This is a genomic window from Pseudomonas sp. TMW22090 (assembly GCF_022496665.1).
Taxonomy (GTDB): Bacteria; Pseudomonadota; Gammaproteobacteria; order Pseudomonadales; family Pseudomonadaceae; genus Aquipseudomonas; species Aquipseudomonas gregormendelii.
In genome coordinates, this window is the sequence record NZ_SCFH01000009.1 from 58,719 (window position 1) to 75,484 (window position 16,766).

At 60.5% G+C, this 16,766-nt stretch carries 12 protein-coding genes; 8 read left to right on the plus strand and 4 right to left on the minus strand.

Features of this window, described 5'->3' with window-relative positions; genetic code table 11:
• Positions 1-28: 28 nt before the first annotated feature.
• From EQV97_RS23055 to EQV97_RS23070, 4 genes are all read right to left on the minus strand, one after another.
• The gene (locus EQV97_RS23055) at positions 29-769 is read right to left on the minus strand and encodes a YciK family oxidoreductase (protein ID WP_225569105.1); all 741 of its coding nucleotides are present in this window, start codon (positions 767-769) and stop codon (positions 29-31) included.
• A 177-nt stretch (positions 770-946) separates the two neighbouring features.
• A complete protein-coding gene (mupP, locus tag EQV97_RS23060) occupies positions 947-1,618 on the minus strand; it encodes an N-acetylmuramic acid 6-phosphate phosphatase MupP (RefSeq protein WP_122838019.1) in 672 nt (223 codons plus the stop codon).
• A 4-nt stretch (positions 1,619-1,622) separates the two neighbouring features.
• Positions 1,623-2,321 carry a bifunctional 2-polyprenyl-6-hydroxyphenol methylase/3-demethylubiquinol 3-O-methyltransferase UbiG gene (gene ubiG, locus EQV97_RS23065; protein ID WP_045060585.1) on the minus strand — a complete coding sequence of 233 codons (699 nt, stop codon included), beginning with the start codon at positions 2,319-2,321 and terminating at the stop codon, positions 1,623-1,625.
• 56 nt (positions 2,322-2,377) lie between these two features.
• On the minus strand, positions 2,378-3,712 hold the full coding sequence (locus EQV97_RS23070) for a TRZ/ATZ family hydrolase (protein ID WP_240890124.1): 1,335 nt from the start codon (positions 3,710-3,712) through the stop codon (positions 2,378-2,380).
• 107 nt (positions 3,713-3,819) lie between these two features.
• Between EQV97_RS23070 and mtnA the strand changes: the two genes are divergently transcribed.
• The 8 genes from mtnA to rpsA all read left to right on the plus strand — a co-directional run bounded on the left by mtnA (position 3,820) and on the right by rpsA (position 16,428).
• On the plus strand, positions 3,820-4,896 hold the full coding sequence (gene mtnA / locus EQV97_RS23075; protein ID WP_122838021.1) for an S-methyl-5-thioribose-1-phosphate isomerase: 1,077 nt from the start codon (positions 3,820-3,822) through the stop codon (positions 4,894-4,896).
• Positions 4,897-5,483: 587 nt separating this feature from the next.
• On the plus strand, positions 5,484-8,141 hold the full coding sequence (gyrA, locus tag EQV97_RS23080; protein ID WP_045060588.1) for a DNA gyrase subunit A: 2,658 nt from the start codon (positions 5,484-5,486) through the stop codon (positions 8,139-8,141).
• Positions 8,142-8,387: 246 nt separating this feature from the next.
• A complete protein-coding gene (gene serC / locus EQV97_RS23085) occupies positions 8,388-9,473 on the plus strand; it encodes a 3-phosphoserine/phosphohydroxythreonine transaminase (RefSeq protein WP_240890125.1) in 1,086 nt (361 codons plus the stop codon).
• A complete protein-coding gene (gene pheA, locus EQV97_RS23090; RefSeq protein ID WP_007908404.1) occupies positions 9,473-10,567 on the plus strand; it encodes a prephenate dehydratase in 1,095 nt (364 codons plus the stop codon). Before serC ends, pheA begins: the two co-directional genes overlap by 1 nt.
• A gap of 12 nt (positions 10,568-10,579) precedes the next feature.
• Positions 10,580-11,692 carry a histidinol-phosphate transaminase gene (hisC, locus tag EQV97_RS23095; RefSeq protein ID WP_122838022.1) on the plus strand — a complete coding sequence of 371 codons (1,113 nt, stop codon included), beginning with the start codon at positions 10,580-10,582 and terminating at the stop codon, positions 11,690-11,692.
• Positions 11,693-11,720: 28 nt separating this feature from the next.
• Positions 11,721-13,928, plus strand: coding sequence for a bifunctional prephenate dehydrogenase/3-phosphoshikimate 1-carboxyvinyltransferase (locus EQV97_RS23100; protein ID WP_240890207.1), 2,208 nt, complete (start codon positions 11,721-11,723; stop codon positions 13,926-13,928).
• Positions 13,925-14,614 (plus strand): (d)CMP kinase, encoded by a 690-nt coding sequence (gene cmk, locus EQV97_RS23105; RefSeq protein WP_045060592.1) that lies wholly within the window; start codon positions 13,925-13,927, stop codon positions 14,612-14,614. The genes EQV97_RS23100 and cmk overlap by 4 nt, the downstream gene beginning before the upstream one ends.
• 119 nt (positions 14,615-14,733) lie before the next feature.
• Positions 14,734-16,428 (plus strand): 30S ribosomal protein S1, encoded by a 1,695-nt coding sequence (gene rpsA / locus EQV97_RS23110; protein ID WP_045060593.1) that lies wholly within the window; start codon positions 14,734-14,736, stop codon positions 16,426-16,428.
• Positions 16,429-16,766: the final 338 nt, after the last annotated feature.

Genomic DNA, 16,766 nt, shown 5'->3' on the forward strand with positions numbered 1-16,766 from the left:
GGCGCGGCACGCAAGGCGACGTGCGGTATCACTGGGCGTTAAAGGCCTGCCCGTTGATACCCGAACTGTCCGGCCCCATCAGGTAGAGATAGACCGGCATGATCTCCTCGGGGGTCGGGTTGTTCAGCGGGTTTTCCCCAGGATAAGCCTGGGCGCGCATGCTGGTGCGGGTTGCGCCCGGGTTGATGCTGTTGGAACGCACCGGTGCAACGGTATCGACCTCGTCGGCCAGCGTTTGCATCAGGCCTTCGGTGGCGAACTTGGACACACCGTAAGCGCCCCAGTACGCCCGGCCCTTGCGCCCGACGCTGCTGGAGGTGAACACCACCGAGGCGTCCTGGGACAGCTTGAGCAGCGGCAGCAGGGTGCTGGTAAGCATGAACATGGCATTGACGTTGACTTGCATGACGCGCATGAAGTTTTCGCCCGACAGCTGTTCGATCGGCGTACGCGGGCCAATGATCGAGGCGTTGTGCAGCAGGCCGTCGAGGTGGCCGAACTCGGTTTCGATCATCGCCGCCAGTTCATCGTATTGATGGGGCAGGGCGGTTTCGAGGTTGAACGGGATGACGGCCGGTTGCGGGTGGCCAGCGGCTTCGATCTCGTCGTAGACCTGGGTCAGGTTGGCTTCGGTCTTGCCCAGCAGCAGTACGGTTGCGCCATGGGCTGCGTAGGTTTTCGCAGCCGCAGCGCCAATGCCGCGCCCTGCACCGGTGACCAGAATGACCCGGTCCTTGAGCAATTCAGGGCGGGCGGAATAATCAAACATAAAAAACCTCGACTAAAACAAAAACAGATCGCGGCGCGGCCATCGCGGGCAAGCCCTCTCCCACAAGGATTGAAGGTGGCCACACATTTCGTATCCACCAACAAAAACCTGTGGGAGCGGGCTTGCCCGCGAAGGCGTCAGCATTCACACCACATCCCCAGAGTCTGGAACCAGCTTTCAACAGCTGCAGAGGGCGCTATCAAGTACCTTGCGCAACTCCAGCGGATGATCCACCACCACATCCGCACCCCAGTGCCGCGGGTTGTCGTCTGGATGAATGTAGCCGTAGGTGACTGCTGCGGTGCGGGTCCCGGCATCACGGCCGGACTCGATATCGCGCAGGTCATCGCCCACGAACAGCACGCTGGCCGGGTCCAGGTCGAGCATCTTGCACGCAAGGATCAACGGCTCCGGGTCCGGCTTGCTGTTCTTCACGTGATCCGGGCAGATCAGCAGTGCCGAACGCTCGGCCAGGCCCAGCTGCTGCATGATCGGCTCGGCGAAGCGCACCGGCTTGTTGGTGACCACGCCCCAGATCAGGTTGGCTTTCTCGATGTCGGCCAGCAGCTCGCCCATGCCGTCGAACAGCTTGCTGTGCACCGCACATCCCTTGAGGTAGCGCTCGAGGAATTCCAGGCGCAGCGCTTCGAAGCCGGGCGCCTCCGGGTCCATGGCAAAGGTCGCTGCGACCATCGCCTTGGCGCCACCGGAGATTTCGTCGCGGATGTACTTGTCATTGATGGCCGGCAGGCCGCGCTCGGCGAGCATGGCCTGGCAAATGGCAATGAAGTCCGGCGCGGTGTCGAGCAGCGTGCCATCCATGTCGAAAAGGACCGCTCTGATACGCATCGGCTTACTCCTCGCGCAGGGTCTGGATCATGTAGTTGACGTCCACGTCGGAAGCCAGTTTGTAGTGCTTGGTCAGCGGGTTGTAGGTCAGGCCGATGATGTCCTTGACCGTCAGGCCGGCCATGCGGCTCCAGGCACCCAGTTCCGAGGGGCGAATGAATTTCTTGAAGTCATGGGTGCCGCGAGGCAGCAGCTTCATGATGTATTCGGCGCCGACGATGGCGAACAGGTAGGCCTTGGGATTGCGGTTGATGGTGGAGAAGAACACCTGGCCGCCGGGCTTGACCATGCGGTAGCAGGCGCGGATCACCGACGACGGATCCGGTACGTGCTCGAGCATTTCCAGGCAGGTAACGACGTCGAACTGCTCGGGCATTTCTTCGGCCAGGGCTTCGGCAGTGATCTGCCGGTATTCGACGGTGACACCCGATTCCAGCTGGTGCAATTGAGCGACTGCCAGCGGGGCTTCGCCCATGTCGATGCCCATGACCGTCGCGCCGCGCTGGGCCATGGCCTCACTGAGAATGCCGCCGCCGCAACCGACGTCGAGGACTTTCTTGCCGGCCAGGTTGACACGTTCGTCAATCCAGTTGACCCGCAGCGGGTTGATATCGTGCAGCGGCTTGAACTCGCTCTCGCGGTCCCACCAGCGATGGGCCAGGGCTTCGAATTTGGCGATTTCGGCGTAGTCGACGTTGCTCATGGTTCAATCCTCTAAACTTGAAAAATCCTGTTGCCCCGGAATCTGTTCCGGGGGGCTTACGATTCGGTGCGGCCGCTGATGCGCTGGCCCCAGGCCTTGGCGGTGGCACACAGGTGCTCTTCGTCAAGGCGGGTCAGGCGACGGTCGTCGAGCAATTGCTTGCCGGCGACCCACAGGTGTTTCACGCAGTCGCGACCGGTGGCATATATAAGCTGCGAAACCGGGTCATACACGGGTTGTTGCGCCAGCCCGGACAGATCGAACGCCACGATGTCCGCCGCCTTGCCGACTTCCAGCGAACCCACTTCGGCATCGATCCCCAGCGCCCGGGCGCCGTTGAGCGTGGCCATGCGCAGCGCACGATGGGCATCCAGGGCGGTGGCCGAGCCGGCGACCGCCTTGGCCAGCAACGCAGCGGTGCGGGTCTCGCCGAGCAGATCCAGGTCATTGTTGCTGGCGGCACCATCGGTACCCACGGCGACATTGACCCCCGCCTGCCATAAACGCTCCACCGGGCAGAATCCGCTGGCCAGCTTGAGGTTCGACTCGGGGCAGTGAATAACGTTGGTATTGCTTTCTACCAGCAGTTGCAGGTCTTCATCGCTGATCTGGGTCATGTGCACCGCCTGGAAGCGCGGCCCCAGCAGTCCCAGGCGAGCGAGCCGGGCCAGCGGGCGTTCGCCGCGCTGTTCTACCGACTGCTGCACTTCAAAAGCTGTCTCATGCACGTGCATGTGAATGGAGGCATCGAGCTCTTCGGCGATCACGCGGATTTTCTCCAGGTTTTCGTCGCCCACCGTGTAGGGTGCATGGGGGCCGAAGGTGATCCTGATGCGCTCATGGTGCTTGAGGTCGCCAAACAGCTCCACGCCCTGACGAATGGCTTCGTCCGCCGTGCTGGCGCCGGGAATGGGGAAGTCGAGGATCGGAATGGCAATTTGCGCGCGAATACCGCTGTTGTGCACGCGCTCGCTGGCAACCTTGGGGAAGAAGTACATGTCAGAGAAGCAGGTGATGCCGCCTTTGATCTGTTCGGCGATTGCCAGGTCGGTGCCGTCACGCACGAAGTCTTCATCGACCCACTTGGCTTCGGCGGGCCAGATGTGGTTTTCAAGCCACGTCATCAGGGGCAGGTCATCGGCCAGGCCACGGAACAGCGTCATGGCCGCATGGCCGTGGGCATTGATCAGGCCCGGGCTGAGCAGCATGTCCGGCAATTCCCGTACTTCGCGGGCCTCAAGCTTCAATGCTGCGCTGCGTGGGCCGATAAATACGATGCGCCCTTCGCGGATGCCGATGGCGTGCTCCTTGAGGACTACGCCAGCGGGTTCGACGGGTACCAGCCAGGTCGGCAGCAATAACAGGTCGAGCGCAGCGGCAGTGTTCGGCATCGAGGATCGGTTCCAGGGCTTTTGTAAAGGATGGCGAAGTATACCCGAGCGTCTTGGCGGGGGGATCGCTATAATCGGCGGCTTTGTTTCTGAGTGCGGGGTGAATAATGCGCGATCGACTGTTGGCTGCGGAGAAAGTGAAGGCCATCGATTGGCGCGATGGCGCCCTGTACCTGCTGGATCAGCGTGTTCTGCCGTTCGAGGAAACCTGGATCGCCTATACCGACGCCGCCGGTGTCGCCGAGGCCATTCGATCGATGGTGGTGCGTGGCGCTCCGGCGATTGGCATCAGTGCGGCCTATGGCATCGTGCTGGCGGCGCGCGCCCGGGTTGCCCAAGGCGGCGACTGGTATGCGGCGCTGGAAGAGGATTTTGCCCTGCTGGCCGACTCTCGACCTACTGCGGTCAACCTGTTCTGGGCCCTGGGGCGCATGCATGACCGGCTTGATCGCGTGAAGAGTCAGGCTGACCCGCTGGCGGCACTGGAAGCTGAAGCCATTGCCATTCACGAAAGTGATCGCGAAGCCAACCTGACCATGGCGCAACTGGGTGTGGACCTGATCCGCAAGCACCAAGGTAACGCCCAGGCGATCCTCACCCATTGCAACACCGGCGCGCTGGCCACTGGCGGGTTCGGCACGGCGCTGGGGGTGATCCGCGGTGCGTTCATCGAAGGCATGGTCGAGCGCGTCTATGCCGACGAAACCCGGCCATGGCTGCAGGGCTCCCGGCTGACGGCCTGGGAGCTGGCCAATGAAGGCATCCCGGTGACGGTCAATGCCGACTCGGCGGCAGCGCATATCATGAAGACCAAGGGCATTACCTGGGTCATCGTCGGCGCTGACCGGATCACGGCCAATGGCGATGTGGCGAACAAGATCGGCACCTATCAGCTGGCGGTCAATGCCATGCACCACGGCGTGCGCTTCATGGTGGTGGCGCCGAGTTCGACCATCGACATGCAACTGGCGAGCGGCGACGACATTCCGATCGAGGAGCGTGACGGGCGCGAGTTGCTGGAAGTCGGCGGCAAGCGGGTCGGGGCCGATGTCGATGCGTTCAACCCGGTGTTTGACGTGACGCCTGCGGACCTGATCGATGCGATCGTGACTGAAAAAGGCATTGTCGAGCGTCCGGACACCGCGAAGATGGCGCAGTTGATGTGCCGCAAGCGTCTGCATTGATTATTCGTGGCGTTCCACGGGACGCCATCGCCAGCAGGCTGGCTCCCACAGGGTTTGTGATCGATTCAGATCAGTGCGGGGCCAGCCTGCTGGCGACTAGGGTTTGAAAGTCAGTAAGGCTGGTTCTCACAGGGTTTGTGATCGATTCAGATCAGTGCGGGGCCAGCCTGCTGGCGACTAGGGTTTGAAAGTCAGTAAGGCTGGTTCTCACAGGGTTTGTGATCGATTCAGATCAATGTGGGAGCCAGCCTGCTGGCGATTAGGGTCTGAAAGTCAGTAAACCTTCGTAATTCGGCGCCTGATTCTGCATTTTCAGCAGCTCTGAGCCTCTCTCGTCTCCTTCAAGCCCGCCACCAGTCAACTAACTACACTCCATGCGCATCAGGGGGATAGGTGCGTGGCGGCTCTTGTGATAACATTCGGCGGTTTCCAAGGTAGCCCGATGCGGCTGCCTTTACTGCGCAGATCCATGTCATAACTCGTGATTTGTCGTAAGTCGGTGCATGGCACTCAGCCTGCAGCGGCGAGCTTCGTTCGTCCCATATGGATGTGACGAGGTTTCACCAGAAAAAGGAATCAGGCTTCTCATGGGCGAACTGGCCAAAGAAATCCTCCCGGTCAATATCGAAGACGAGCTGAAGCAGTCCTACCTCGACTACGCAATGAGCGTAATTGTCGGGCGGGCACTGCCGGATGCGCGCGATGGCTTGAAGCCCGTGCACCGGCGTGTGCTGTTCGCGATGAGCGAGCTGGGCAACGACTTCAACAAGCCGTACAAGAAATCTGCCCGTGTTGTCGGTGACGTGATCGGTAAGTATCACCCGCACGGTGATACCGCGGTGTACGACACCATCGTTCGGATGGCGCAGCCATTCTCGCTGCGCTACCTGCTGGTAGACGGCCAGGGCAACTTCGGTTCGGTGGACGGCGACAACGCCGCGGCCATGCGATATACCGAAGTGCGCATGACCAAGCTGGCGCACGAGCTGCTGGCTGACCTGCATAAAGAAACCGTGGACTGGGTGCCGAACTACGACGGCACCGAAATGATCCCGGCGGTCATGCCAACCCGTATTCCCAACCTGCTGGTCAACGGCTCCAGCGGTATCGCCGTGGGCATGGCGACCAACATCCCGCCACACAACCTCGGTGAAGTCATCGACGGTTGCCTGGCCCTCATCGACAACCCTGAGTTGACCATCGATGAGCTGATGCAATACATCCCAGGTCCGGACTTCCCGACCGCCGCGATCATCAACGGTCGCGCCGGCATCATCGAAGCCTACCGTACCGGTCGCGGGCGCATCTACATGCGTGCCCGCTCCACGATCGAAGACATCGACAAGGTCGGTGGTCGCCAGCAGATCGTCATCACCGAACTGCCCTACCAGCTGAACAAGGCCCGCCTGATCGAGAAGATCGCCGAGCTGGTCAAAGAGAAGAAGCTCGAAGGCATCACCGAACTGCGCGACGAGTCCGACAAGGACGGTATGCGCGTCGTGATCGAGCTGCGTCGCGGCGAAGTGCCTGAGGTGATCCTTAACAACCTCTACGCGCAGACCCAGCTGCAAGCAGTGTTCGGTATCAACATCGTCGCGCTGATCGACGGCCGCCCGCGGATCCTGAACCTCAAGGACCTGCTGGAAGCCTTCGTTCGTCACCGTCGCGAAGTCGTTACCCGTCGTACCGTGTTCGAGCTGCGTAAAGCCCGCGAACGTGGTCACATCCTGGAAGGTCAAGCGGTTGCCCTGTCGAACATCGACCCGGTCATCGCCCTGATCAAGGCTTCGCCGACACCATCGGAAGCCAAGGAAGCCCTGATCAAAACTGCGTGGGAATCTTCCGCCGTGGTTGCGATGGTCGAACGCGCCGGTGCTGACTCTTGCCGTCCAGAGACCCTGGACCCGCAATACGGCCTGCGCGAAGGCAAGTACTTCCTGTCGCCAGAGCAGGCGCAAGCCATCCTGGAACTGCGCCTGCACCGCCTGACCGGTCTGGAGCACGAGAAGCTGCTGGCCGAATACCAGGAGATTCTCAACCAGATCGGCGAGCTGATCCGCATCCTCAACAGCGCCACGCGCCTGATGGAAGTGATCCGCGAAGAGCTGGAAGTGATTCGCGCCGAATACGGCGACGTGCGTCGCACCGAAATCCTCGATGCCCGTCTCGACCTGACCCTGGGTGACATGATCCCGGAAGAAGAACGTGTCGTGACCATCTCCCATGGTGGCTATGCCAAGACCCAGCCATTGGCTGCGTACCAGGCCCAGCGTCGTGGCGGTAAAGGCAAGTCGGCCACCGGCGTCAAGGATGAGGACTACATCGCTCACCTGCTGGTTGCCAACAGCCACACCACGCTCCTCCTGTTCTCCAGCAAAGGCAAGGTGTACTGGCTCAAAACCTACGAAATCCCGGAAGCGTCCCGCGCTGCCCGTGGTCGTCCGCTGGTCAACCTGCTGCCGCTGGACAGTGATGAATACATCACCACCATGCTGCCGGTCGAGGAATACACCGAAGGTCACTTCATCTTCATGGCGACTGCCAAAGGCACCGTGAAGAAGACCCCGCTGGAATCCTTCAGCCGTCAACGCAGCGTTGGCCTGATCGCGCTGGAGCTGGACGAAGGCGACGTATTGATCAGCGCCGCGATCACCGACGGCGAGCGTGAAGTCATGCTGTTCTCCGACGGCGGCAAGGTCACTCGCTTCAAGGAATCCGACGTACGTGCCATGGGCCGTACAGCCCGCGGCGTGCGCGGCATGCGCCTGCCAGAAGGGCAGAAGCTGATTTCGATGCTGATCCCTGAAGAAGGCAGCCAGATCCTCACCGCTTCGGCGCGTGGTTACGGCAAGCGCACGGCGATTTCCGAGTTCCCTGAGTACAAGCGTGGTGGTCAGGGCGTCATCGCCATGGTCAGCAACGATCGCAACGGCCGCCTGGTTGGCGCGGTTCAGGTGCTCGATGGCGAGGAGATCATGCTGATTTCCGACCAGGGCACCCTGGTTCGTACCCGAGTCGACGAAGTATCCAGCCTGGGTCGTAACACCCAGGGCGTGACCCTGATCAAGCTGGCCAGCGACGAAACGCTGGTAGGCCTGGAGCGGGTTCAGGAGCCGTCGGAAGTCGAGGGCGAAGAACTGGAAGAAGGTGAAGAAGGTGCAGTGTTCGACGGTGAAGTCGTGATCGACGACGCTGGTGAAGACCAGCAACTCGATGCCGCTGCTGACGAAGAACCGCAGGAATAAGCGGGCACACAGGGGGGCGGATGAAAATTCGCCCCCTTGTTGTTTGTCTCTCTGGAATTAATGATGCCTGTAGGAGCGAGCTTGCTCGCGATGGACGTCAACGATGACGCGGGTTTTCTGATTAAACCCGGCGTCTTCGAATCCATCGCGAGCAAGCTCGCTCCTACAGTTGATCGCGCCAGCCATTCGCGGGACGATCACACCGTACTATTGCGTGACTACCACCAAATCAGAGCGAGATTGGATGTGAGCAAGAGAGCCTATAACTTCTGTGCCGGTCCTGCGGCGCTTCCTGAAGCTGTCCTGAAGCGCGCTCAGGGTGAACTCCTTGATTGGCATGGCAAGGGCCTGTCGGTCATGGAAATGAGCCATCGCAGCGATGAGTTCGTGTCCATCGCCACCAAGGCCGAGCAGGATCTGCGTGATCTGCTCAATATCCCCTCCAACTACAAAGTGCTGTTCCTGCAGGGGGGCGCCAGCCAGCAATTCGCCCAGATTCCGCTGAACCTGCTGCCGGAAAGCGGCTCTGCCGACTACATCGACACCGGTATCTGGTCGCAAAAAGCCATCGAAGAAGCTTCGCGCTACGGTCACGTCAACGTTGCCGGTACTGCCAAGCCCTACGACTACTTCGCCATTCCTGGCCAGAACGAGTGGCAGCTGTCCAAAGACGCGGCCTACGTTCACTACGCCCCGAACGAAACCATCGGCGGCCTGGAATTCCAGTGGATCCCGGAAACCGGCGACGTCCCACTGGTTGCCGACATGTCCTCGGACATCCTCTCGCGTCCAATCGATGTGTCGCGCTTCGGCATGATCTACGCCGGCGCCCAGAAGAACATCGGCCCGAGCGGTATCGTGGTCAACATCGTTCGCGAAGACCTGCTCGGGCGCGCCCGTTCCCTGTGCCCGACCATGCTCAACTACAAGGTCGCTGCCGACAACGGCTCGATGTACAACACCCCGCCGACTCTGGCCTGGTACCTGTCCGGCCTGGTGTTCGAATGGCTCAAGGAGCAGGGCGGCGTCGAGGCCATCGGCAAGCTCAACGAAGTGAAGCAGCGCACGCTGTATGACTTCATCGATGCCAGCGGTCTGTACAGCAACCCGATCAACAAATCCGACCGCTCGTGGATGAACGTGCCGTTCCGCCTGGCGGACGACCGTCTCGACAAGCCGTTCCTGGCCGGTGCCGACGAACGTGGCCTGCTGAACCTCAAGGGCCATCGTTCCGTGGGCGGCATGCGCGCCTCCATCTATAACGCCGTCGATATCGTTGCGGTCAACGCACTGATTTCGTACATGGCAGAGTTCGAGAAGGAACACGGCTAATGTCTGAGCAAGAACTCAAGGCACTGCGCGTTCGCATTGACGCCCTGGACACCAAGGTCATGGAGCTGATCAGCGAGCGTGCACGGTGTGCCCAGGAAGTTGCGCGAGTAAAGATGGCCTCCCTGGCCGAAGGCGAAGTGCCGGTGTTCTATCGTCCTGAGCGTGAAGCCCAGGTGCTCAAGCGCGTGATGGAGCGTAACCAGGGGCCGCTGGGCAACGAAGAGATGGCGCGGTTGTTTCGCGAAATCATGTCCTCGTGCCTGGCCCTCGAGCAGCCGCTGAAAGTGGCCTACCTCGGCCCTGAGGGTACGTTCACCCAGGCAGCTGCCATGAAACACTTCGGCCACGCAGTGATCAGCAAGCCGATGGCGGCGATCGATGAAGTGTTCCGGGAAGTGGCGGCGGGGGCGGTGAATTTTGGCGTGGTGCCGGTGGAAAACTCCACCGAAGGCGCGGTCAACCACACCCTTGACAGCTTCCTGGAACACGACATGGTGATCTGTGGCGAAGTCGAGCTGCGCATCCACCACCACCTGCTGGTCGGTGAAAACACCAAGACCGACAGTATCAGCCGCATCTATTCCCATGCCCAGTCCCTGGCCCAGTGCCGCAAGTGGCTTGATGCGCACTACCCGAACGTTGAGCGCGTGGCGGTTTCCAGCAACGCCGAAGCGGCCAAGCGGGTCAAGGGCGAGTGGAACTCGGCGGCGATTGCCGGTGACATGGCCGCAGGCCTGTACGGGCTGACGCGCCTGGCTGAGAAAATCGAGGATCGCCCGGACAACTCCACGCGATTCCTGATGATCGGCAACCAGGAAGTGCCGCCGACCGGTGATGACAAGACCTCGATCATCGTTTCCATGAGCAACAAGCCGGGCGCGCTCCACGAGCTGCTGGTGCCTTTCCACGACAATGGCATCGACCTGACTCGAATCGAGACGCGTCCTTCGCGCAGTGGTAAATGGACCTATGTGTTCTTTATCGACTTCGTCGGCCATCACCGTGATCCGTTGATCAAGGGTGTACTGGAAAAGATCAGTCAGGAAGCCGTGGCGCTTAAAGTGCTGGGCTCCTACCCCAAAGCAGTTCTCTAAGGGCGATAGCACATGAGTGGTAACTTCCTCGCTCTGGCACAGCCGGGCGTGCAACAACTTTCGCCTTACGTTCCGGGCAAGCCCGTGGACGAACTGGCACGCGAGCTGGACATCGATCCGGCCAGCATCGTCAAACTGGCGAGCAACGAAAACCCGCTGGGCGCCAGTCCCAAGGTCCTGGCCGCGATCCGCGAAGCGCTGGCCGAGCTGACCCGCTATCCGGACGGCAACGGTTTTGCCCTCAAGACCCTGCTGGCCCAACAGTGCCGCGTCGAACTGGATCAGGTGACCCTGGGCAACGGTTCCAACGACATCCTCGAACTGGTTGCGCGGGCTTACCTGGCGCCGGGCCTGAACGCGATATTCAGCGAGCACGCGTTTGCCGTTTATCCGATCGTGACCCAGGCCGTTGGCGCCGAGGCGCGAGTGATCCCGGCGAAAGACTGGGGGCACGACCTGACGGCCATGCTGGCGGCGATCGATGCCAATACCCGAGTGATTTTCATCGCCAACCCGAACAACCCGACCGGCACCTGGTTCGGCGCCGAAGCCCTGGATGAATTCCTCCAGGACGTTCCGGAGCATGTGCTGGTCGTGCTGGACGAGGCCTACATCGAATACGCCGAAGGCAGCGACCTGCCGGACGGCCTCGACTACCTGGCGGCTTACCCGAACCTGCTGGTGTCGCGTACCTTCTCCAAGGCCTATGGCCTGGCGGCGCTGCGCGTTGGCTACGGGTTGTCTACCGCCGTAGTGGCCGATGTGCTCAATCGGGTGCGCCAGCCATTCAACGTCAACAGCCTCGCCCTCGCCGCGGCCTGTGCGGCGTTGCAGGACAGCGACTACCTGGCTGAAAGCCGACGCCTGAACGAAGCCGGCATGCAGCAGCTGGAAGCGGGTTTCCGTGAGCTGGGACTGAGCTGGATCCCGTCCAAAGGCAACTTCATCTGCGTGGACCTGGGTCGCGTCGCGGCGCCGGTCTTCCAGGGGTTGCTGCGTGAAGGCGTGATCGTGCGGCCGGTGGCCAACTACGGCATGCCGAACCACCTGCGCATCACCATCGGCTTGCCTGCCGAAAACAGCCGCTTCCTCGAGGCGCTGACCAAGGTTCTGGCCCGTGGTTGATGTCACTGCACTGCAACCTGCGGCGCCTATGATCGGGCGCCTGGTGGTGGTCGGCCTGGGCTTGATCGGTGGTTCCTTTGCCAAGGGGCTGCGCGAAAGTGGCCTGTGCCGTGAAGTGGTGGGGGTCGATCTTGATCCGCAGTCGCGCAAACTGGCGGTTGAGCTGGGTGTGGTGGATCGCTGCGAAGAAGACCTGGCGCTGGCCTGTCAGGGCGCCGACGTGATCCAGCTCGCCGTGCCGATCCTGGCCATGGAGAAAATGCTCGTCCGGTTGGCCGGCATGGACCTGGGCCAGGCGATCCTGACCGATGTCGGCAGCGCCAAGGGCAACGTGGTGCGTGCGGCCACCGAGGCGTTCGGCGGCATGCCGTCGCACTTCGTGCCGGGGCATCCGATTGCCGGTTCCGAGCAGAGCGGGGTGGAAGCCTCCAATGCCGAGCTGTTCCGTCGTCATAAAGTCATCCTGACGCCGCTTGCGCAAACGGATCCGGCCGCTTTGGCGGTGGTCGATCGCCTGTGGCGCGAACTGGGTGCCGATGTCGAGCATATGCAGGTCGAGCGTCACGATGAAGTATTGGCGGCTACCAGCCATTTGCCGCACCTGCTCGCATTCGGTTTGGTCGATTCATTGGCCAAGCGCAATGAAAATCTTGAGATCTTCCGTTACGCTGCCGGCGGTTTCCGCGATTTCACGAGAATCGCGGGCAGCGACCCGGTCATGTGGCACGACATCTTCCTCGCCAACCGCGAAGCTGTCCTGCGCACACTCGATACATTTCGCAGCGACCTCGACGCCTTGCGCGACGCGGTCGATGCAGGGGATGGGCACCAATTGTTGGGCGTATTCACTCGCGCCCGGGTTGCCCGCGAACATTTCAGTAAAATCCTGGCCCGCCGGGCTTATGTGGACGCTATGAACTCCAACGACCTGATTTTCCTGGCACAACCTGGTGGCCGCCTGACTGGGCGGATTCGAGTACCAGGCGACAAATCGATTTCCCACCGTTCGATCATGCTCGGCTCCCTCGCCGAAGGCGTCACCGAAGTGGAAGGTTTTCTCGAGGGTGAAGATGCCCTGGCGACCTTGCAAGCCTTCCGTGACATGGGCGTCGTGATTGAAGGTCCGCACCATGGGCGCGTGACCATCCATGGCGTCGGCCTGCATGGCCTCAAGCCTGCACCAGGCCCGATCTACCTGGGTAACTCCGGTACTTCGATGCGCCTGTTGTCCGGCCTGCTGGCTGCGCAGGACTTCGACAGCACCCTGACCGGCGATGCCTCGCTGTCCAAGCGCCCGATGAACCGCGTCGCCAACCCGCTGCGCGAAATGGGCGCAGTGATCGAGACGGCGGCTGAAGGTCGTCCGCCGATGGTCATTCGCGGTGGCAACAAGCTCAAAGGCCTGACCTACACCATGCCAATGGCCAGTGCCCAGGTTAAATCCTGCCTGCTGCTCGCTGGTCTGTACGCCGAAGGCAAGACCACCGTCACCGAGCCGGCACCGACTCGCGACCATACCGAGCGCATGCTGCGTGGCTTCGGCTACCCGGTCAGCGTCGAGGGTGCTACCGCGTCGGTCGAATCCGGGCACAAACTGACCGCTACCCACATTGAAGTGCCGGGCGATATCTCGTCTTCGGCGTTCTTCCTGGTGGCAGCGTCGATCGCTGAGGGCTCTGAGCTGGTGCTCGAGCACGTCGGCATCAACCCGACCCGTACCGGCGTGATCGACATCCTGCGCCTGATGGGCGCCGACATCACCCTGGAGAACCAGCGTGAAGTGGGCGGCGAGCCGGTGGCGGACCTGCGCGTTCGTGCAGCTAAGCTCAAGGGTATCGAGATTCCGGAAGCGCTGGTTCCACTGGCGATCGACGAGTTCCCCGTATTGTTCGTCGCAGCTGCGTGCGCCGAAGGTCGGACCATCCTGCGTGGCGCCGAAGAACTGCGGGTCAAGGAGTCGGACCGCATCCAGGTCATGGCCGACGGCCTGTTGGCGCTGGGCGTGAAATGCGAACCGACCCCGGACGGCATTATCATCGACGGCGGCCTGATTGGCGGCGGCGAAGTGCACGGTCACGGCGACCACCGGATCGCCATGGCCTTCAGCGTTGCGTCGCTGCGCGCCACCGCGCCGATTCGCATCCATGATTGCGCGAACGTCGCGACCTCGTTCCCCAACTTCCTCGCGCTGTGCGCGCAGGTCGGCATCCGCGTTGCTCAAGAGGCTCAGTCGTGAACATCAAGCCACCGGTCATTACCATCGACGGCCCAAGCGGGTCGGGCAAGGGCACCATCGCCGGCATACTGGCCAAGCGCCTGGGCTGGTGCCTGCTGGATTCCGGTGCGCTGTACCGCCTGTTGGCTTTTGCCGCACGCAATCACGGTGTCGACCTGACCAATGAAGAGTCGCTGAAGCTGCTGGCCGCTCATCTGGACGTGCAGTTCGTCGGCGCAACCGAGGGTCATCCACAGCGCATCATCCTCGAAGGTGACGATGTGACCGATGACTTGCGCAACGAACAGGTCGGCGCCTGGGCTTCCCAAGTGGCCGCCTTGCCGGCCGTGCGCGATGCCCTGCTGCAGCGCCAGCGGGCTTTTCAGGAAGCGCCGGGGCTGGTAGCCGATGGCCGCGACATGGGTACGGTGGTTTTTCCGGACGCGCCATTGAAGATTTTCCTCACCGCCAGTGCCGAGGAGCGTGCGCGCCGTCGATACTTGCAGTTGAAGGGGAAAGTCGATGGTGTTAGTCTGTCGAGTCTGCTAGATGAGATACGTGTCCGCGACGAGCGTGACACCCAGCGAGCGGTAGCCCCGCTCAAGCCGGCGGCTGACGCCATACAGCTGGATTCCACGGAATTATCCATCGACCAGGTGCTGCAACGCATCATGAGCGAGATCGCCATTCGCGATATCGCCGGGTGACCAAGAAGCGCAACAGGGGACCAGTCATAGTCCTGCAGTGCTTCTTTAAATGAACGTAACCCACGTCGTCTGGGATGTGGAGATGGGCGTATTCTTCGCCCTTATACTCAGGAATTAAAATGAGCGAAAGCTTTGCGGAACTCTTTGAAGAAAGCCTAAAAACCCTGAACCTTCAGGCAGGCTCCATCATCACCGGTGTTATCGTTGATATCGATTACCAAGCTCGCTGGGTAACCGTTCACGCTGGCCTGAAGTCTGAAGCACTCATCCCGCTTGAGCAGTTCTACAACGACGCTGGCGATCTGACTATCAATGTCGGTGACGAAGTTCACGTTGCTCTGGACTCGGTAGAAGACGGTTTCGGTGAAACCAAGCTGTCCCGTGAAAAAGCCAAGCGCGCCGAGTGCTGGATCGTTCTGGAAGCAGCCTTCGCAGCTGAGGAAGTGGTCAAGGGCGTTATCAACGGTAAGGTTAAAGGCGGCTTCACTGTCGACGTTAACGGCATCCGTGCGTTCCTGCCAGGTTCCCTGGTTGACGTCCGTCCTGTGCGCGATACCACGCACCTGGAAGGCAAAGAGCTGGAATTCAAGGTCATCAAGCTTGACCAGAAACGCAACAACGTTGTCGTTTCCCGTCGTAGCGTCCTCGAAGCCGAGAACTCCGCTGAGCGTGAAGCTCTGCTGGAATCCCTGCAGGAAGGCCAACAAGTCAAAGGTATCGTCAAGAACCTCACCGATTACGGCGCATTCGTCGATCTGGGTGGCGTCGATGGCCTGCTGCACATTACCGACATGGCTTGGAAACGCATCAAGCATCCATCGGAAATCGTCAACGTTGGCGACGAGATCGATGTCAAGGTTCTGAAGTACGATCGCGAACGCAATCGTGTTTCCCTGGGCCTGAAGCAGCTGGGCGAAGATCCATGGGTTGCTATCAAAGCCCGTTACCCAGAAAGCACTCGCGTTACCGCTCGTGTAACCAACCTGACCGACTACGGCTGCTTCGCTGAGCTGGAAGAAGGCGTTGAAGGCCTGGTACACGTTTCCGAAATGGACTGGACCAACAAGAACATCCACCCTTCGAAAGTCGTACAAGTCGGCGACGAAGTGGAAGTTATGGTTCTGGACATCGACGAAGAGCGTCGTCGTATCTCCCTCGGCATCAAGCAGTGCAAATCTAACCCATGGGAAGATTTCTCTGGCCAGTTCAACAAGGGCGATAAAATCTCCGGCACCATCAAGTCGATCACCGATTTCGGTATCTTCATTGGTCTGGACGGCGGCATCGACGGTCTGGTTCACCTGTCCGACATCTCCTGGAACGAAGTGGGCGAAGAAGCCGTTCGCCGCTTCAAGAAGGGCGACGAGCTGGACACCGTTATCCTGTCGGTTGACCCAGAGCGCGAGCGCATCTCCCTGGGCATCAAGCAACTGGAAAGCGATCCGTTCTCCGAGTACGTTCAAGAGAACGACAAAGGCGCAATCGTTAAAGGCATCGTGAAAGAAGTTGACGCTAAAGGCGCCATCATCACTCTGGCCGACGATATCGAAGCGACTCTGAAAGCCTCCGAAATCAGCCGTGACCGCGTTGAAGACGCGCGCAACGTTCTGAAAGAAGGCGAAGAAGTAGAAGCCAAGATCATCAGCGTTGACCGTAAGAGCCGTGTAATCCAGCTCTCCATCAAGTCGAAAGACGTTGAAGAAGAGAAAGAAGCAATCCAAAGCCTGCGCGACAAGCCAGCTTCGGACACCGCTGCTCCTGGTCCTACCACTCTGGGCGACCTGTTGCGTGCACAAATGGAAAAACAGAACTAAGTTCTGTCAGACCATAGAAAAAGGGCGACTTCGGTCGCCCTTTTTTGTGCCCGCAATTCAGTAACCCCCCCCCTATCCCCCAATTCCCCCTCAATCCCGAAATATCCCCAATCCCCCCCGTAGGAGCTGCCGAAGGCTGCGATCTTTTGATCTTTTGATCTTTTGATCTTTTGATCTTCTGATCTTTTGATCTTTATCGGCCCCACGCGCATCATCCGCTGAACCAACACCCCCACCAAACTGTCCCTTTCTTTAACAGGATCAATCGCTTATTTGCAGCTACTCTAGAGCATAGGGCGCAAGCACCCTCCGGTAGGGTGCCTGACTAATAAGGAAGT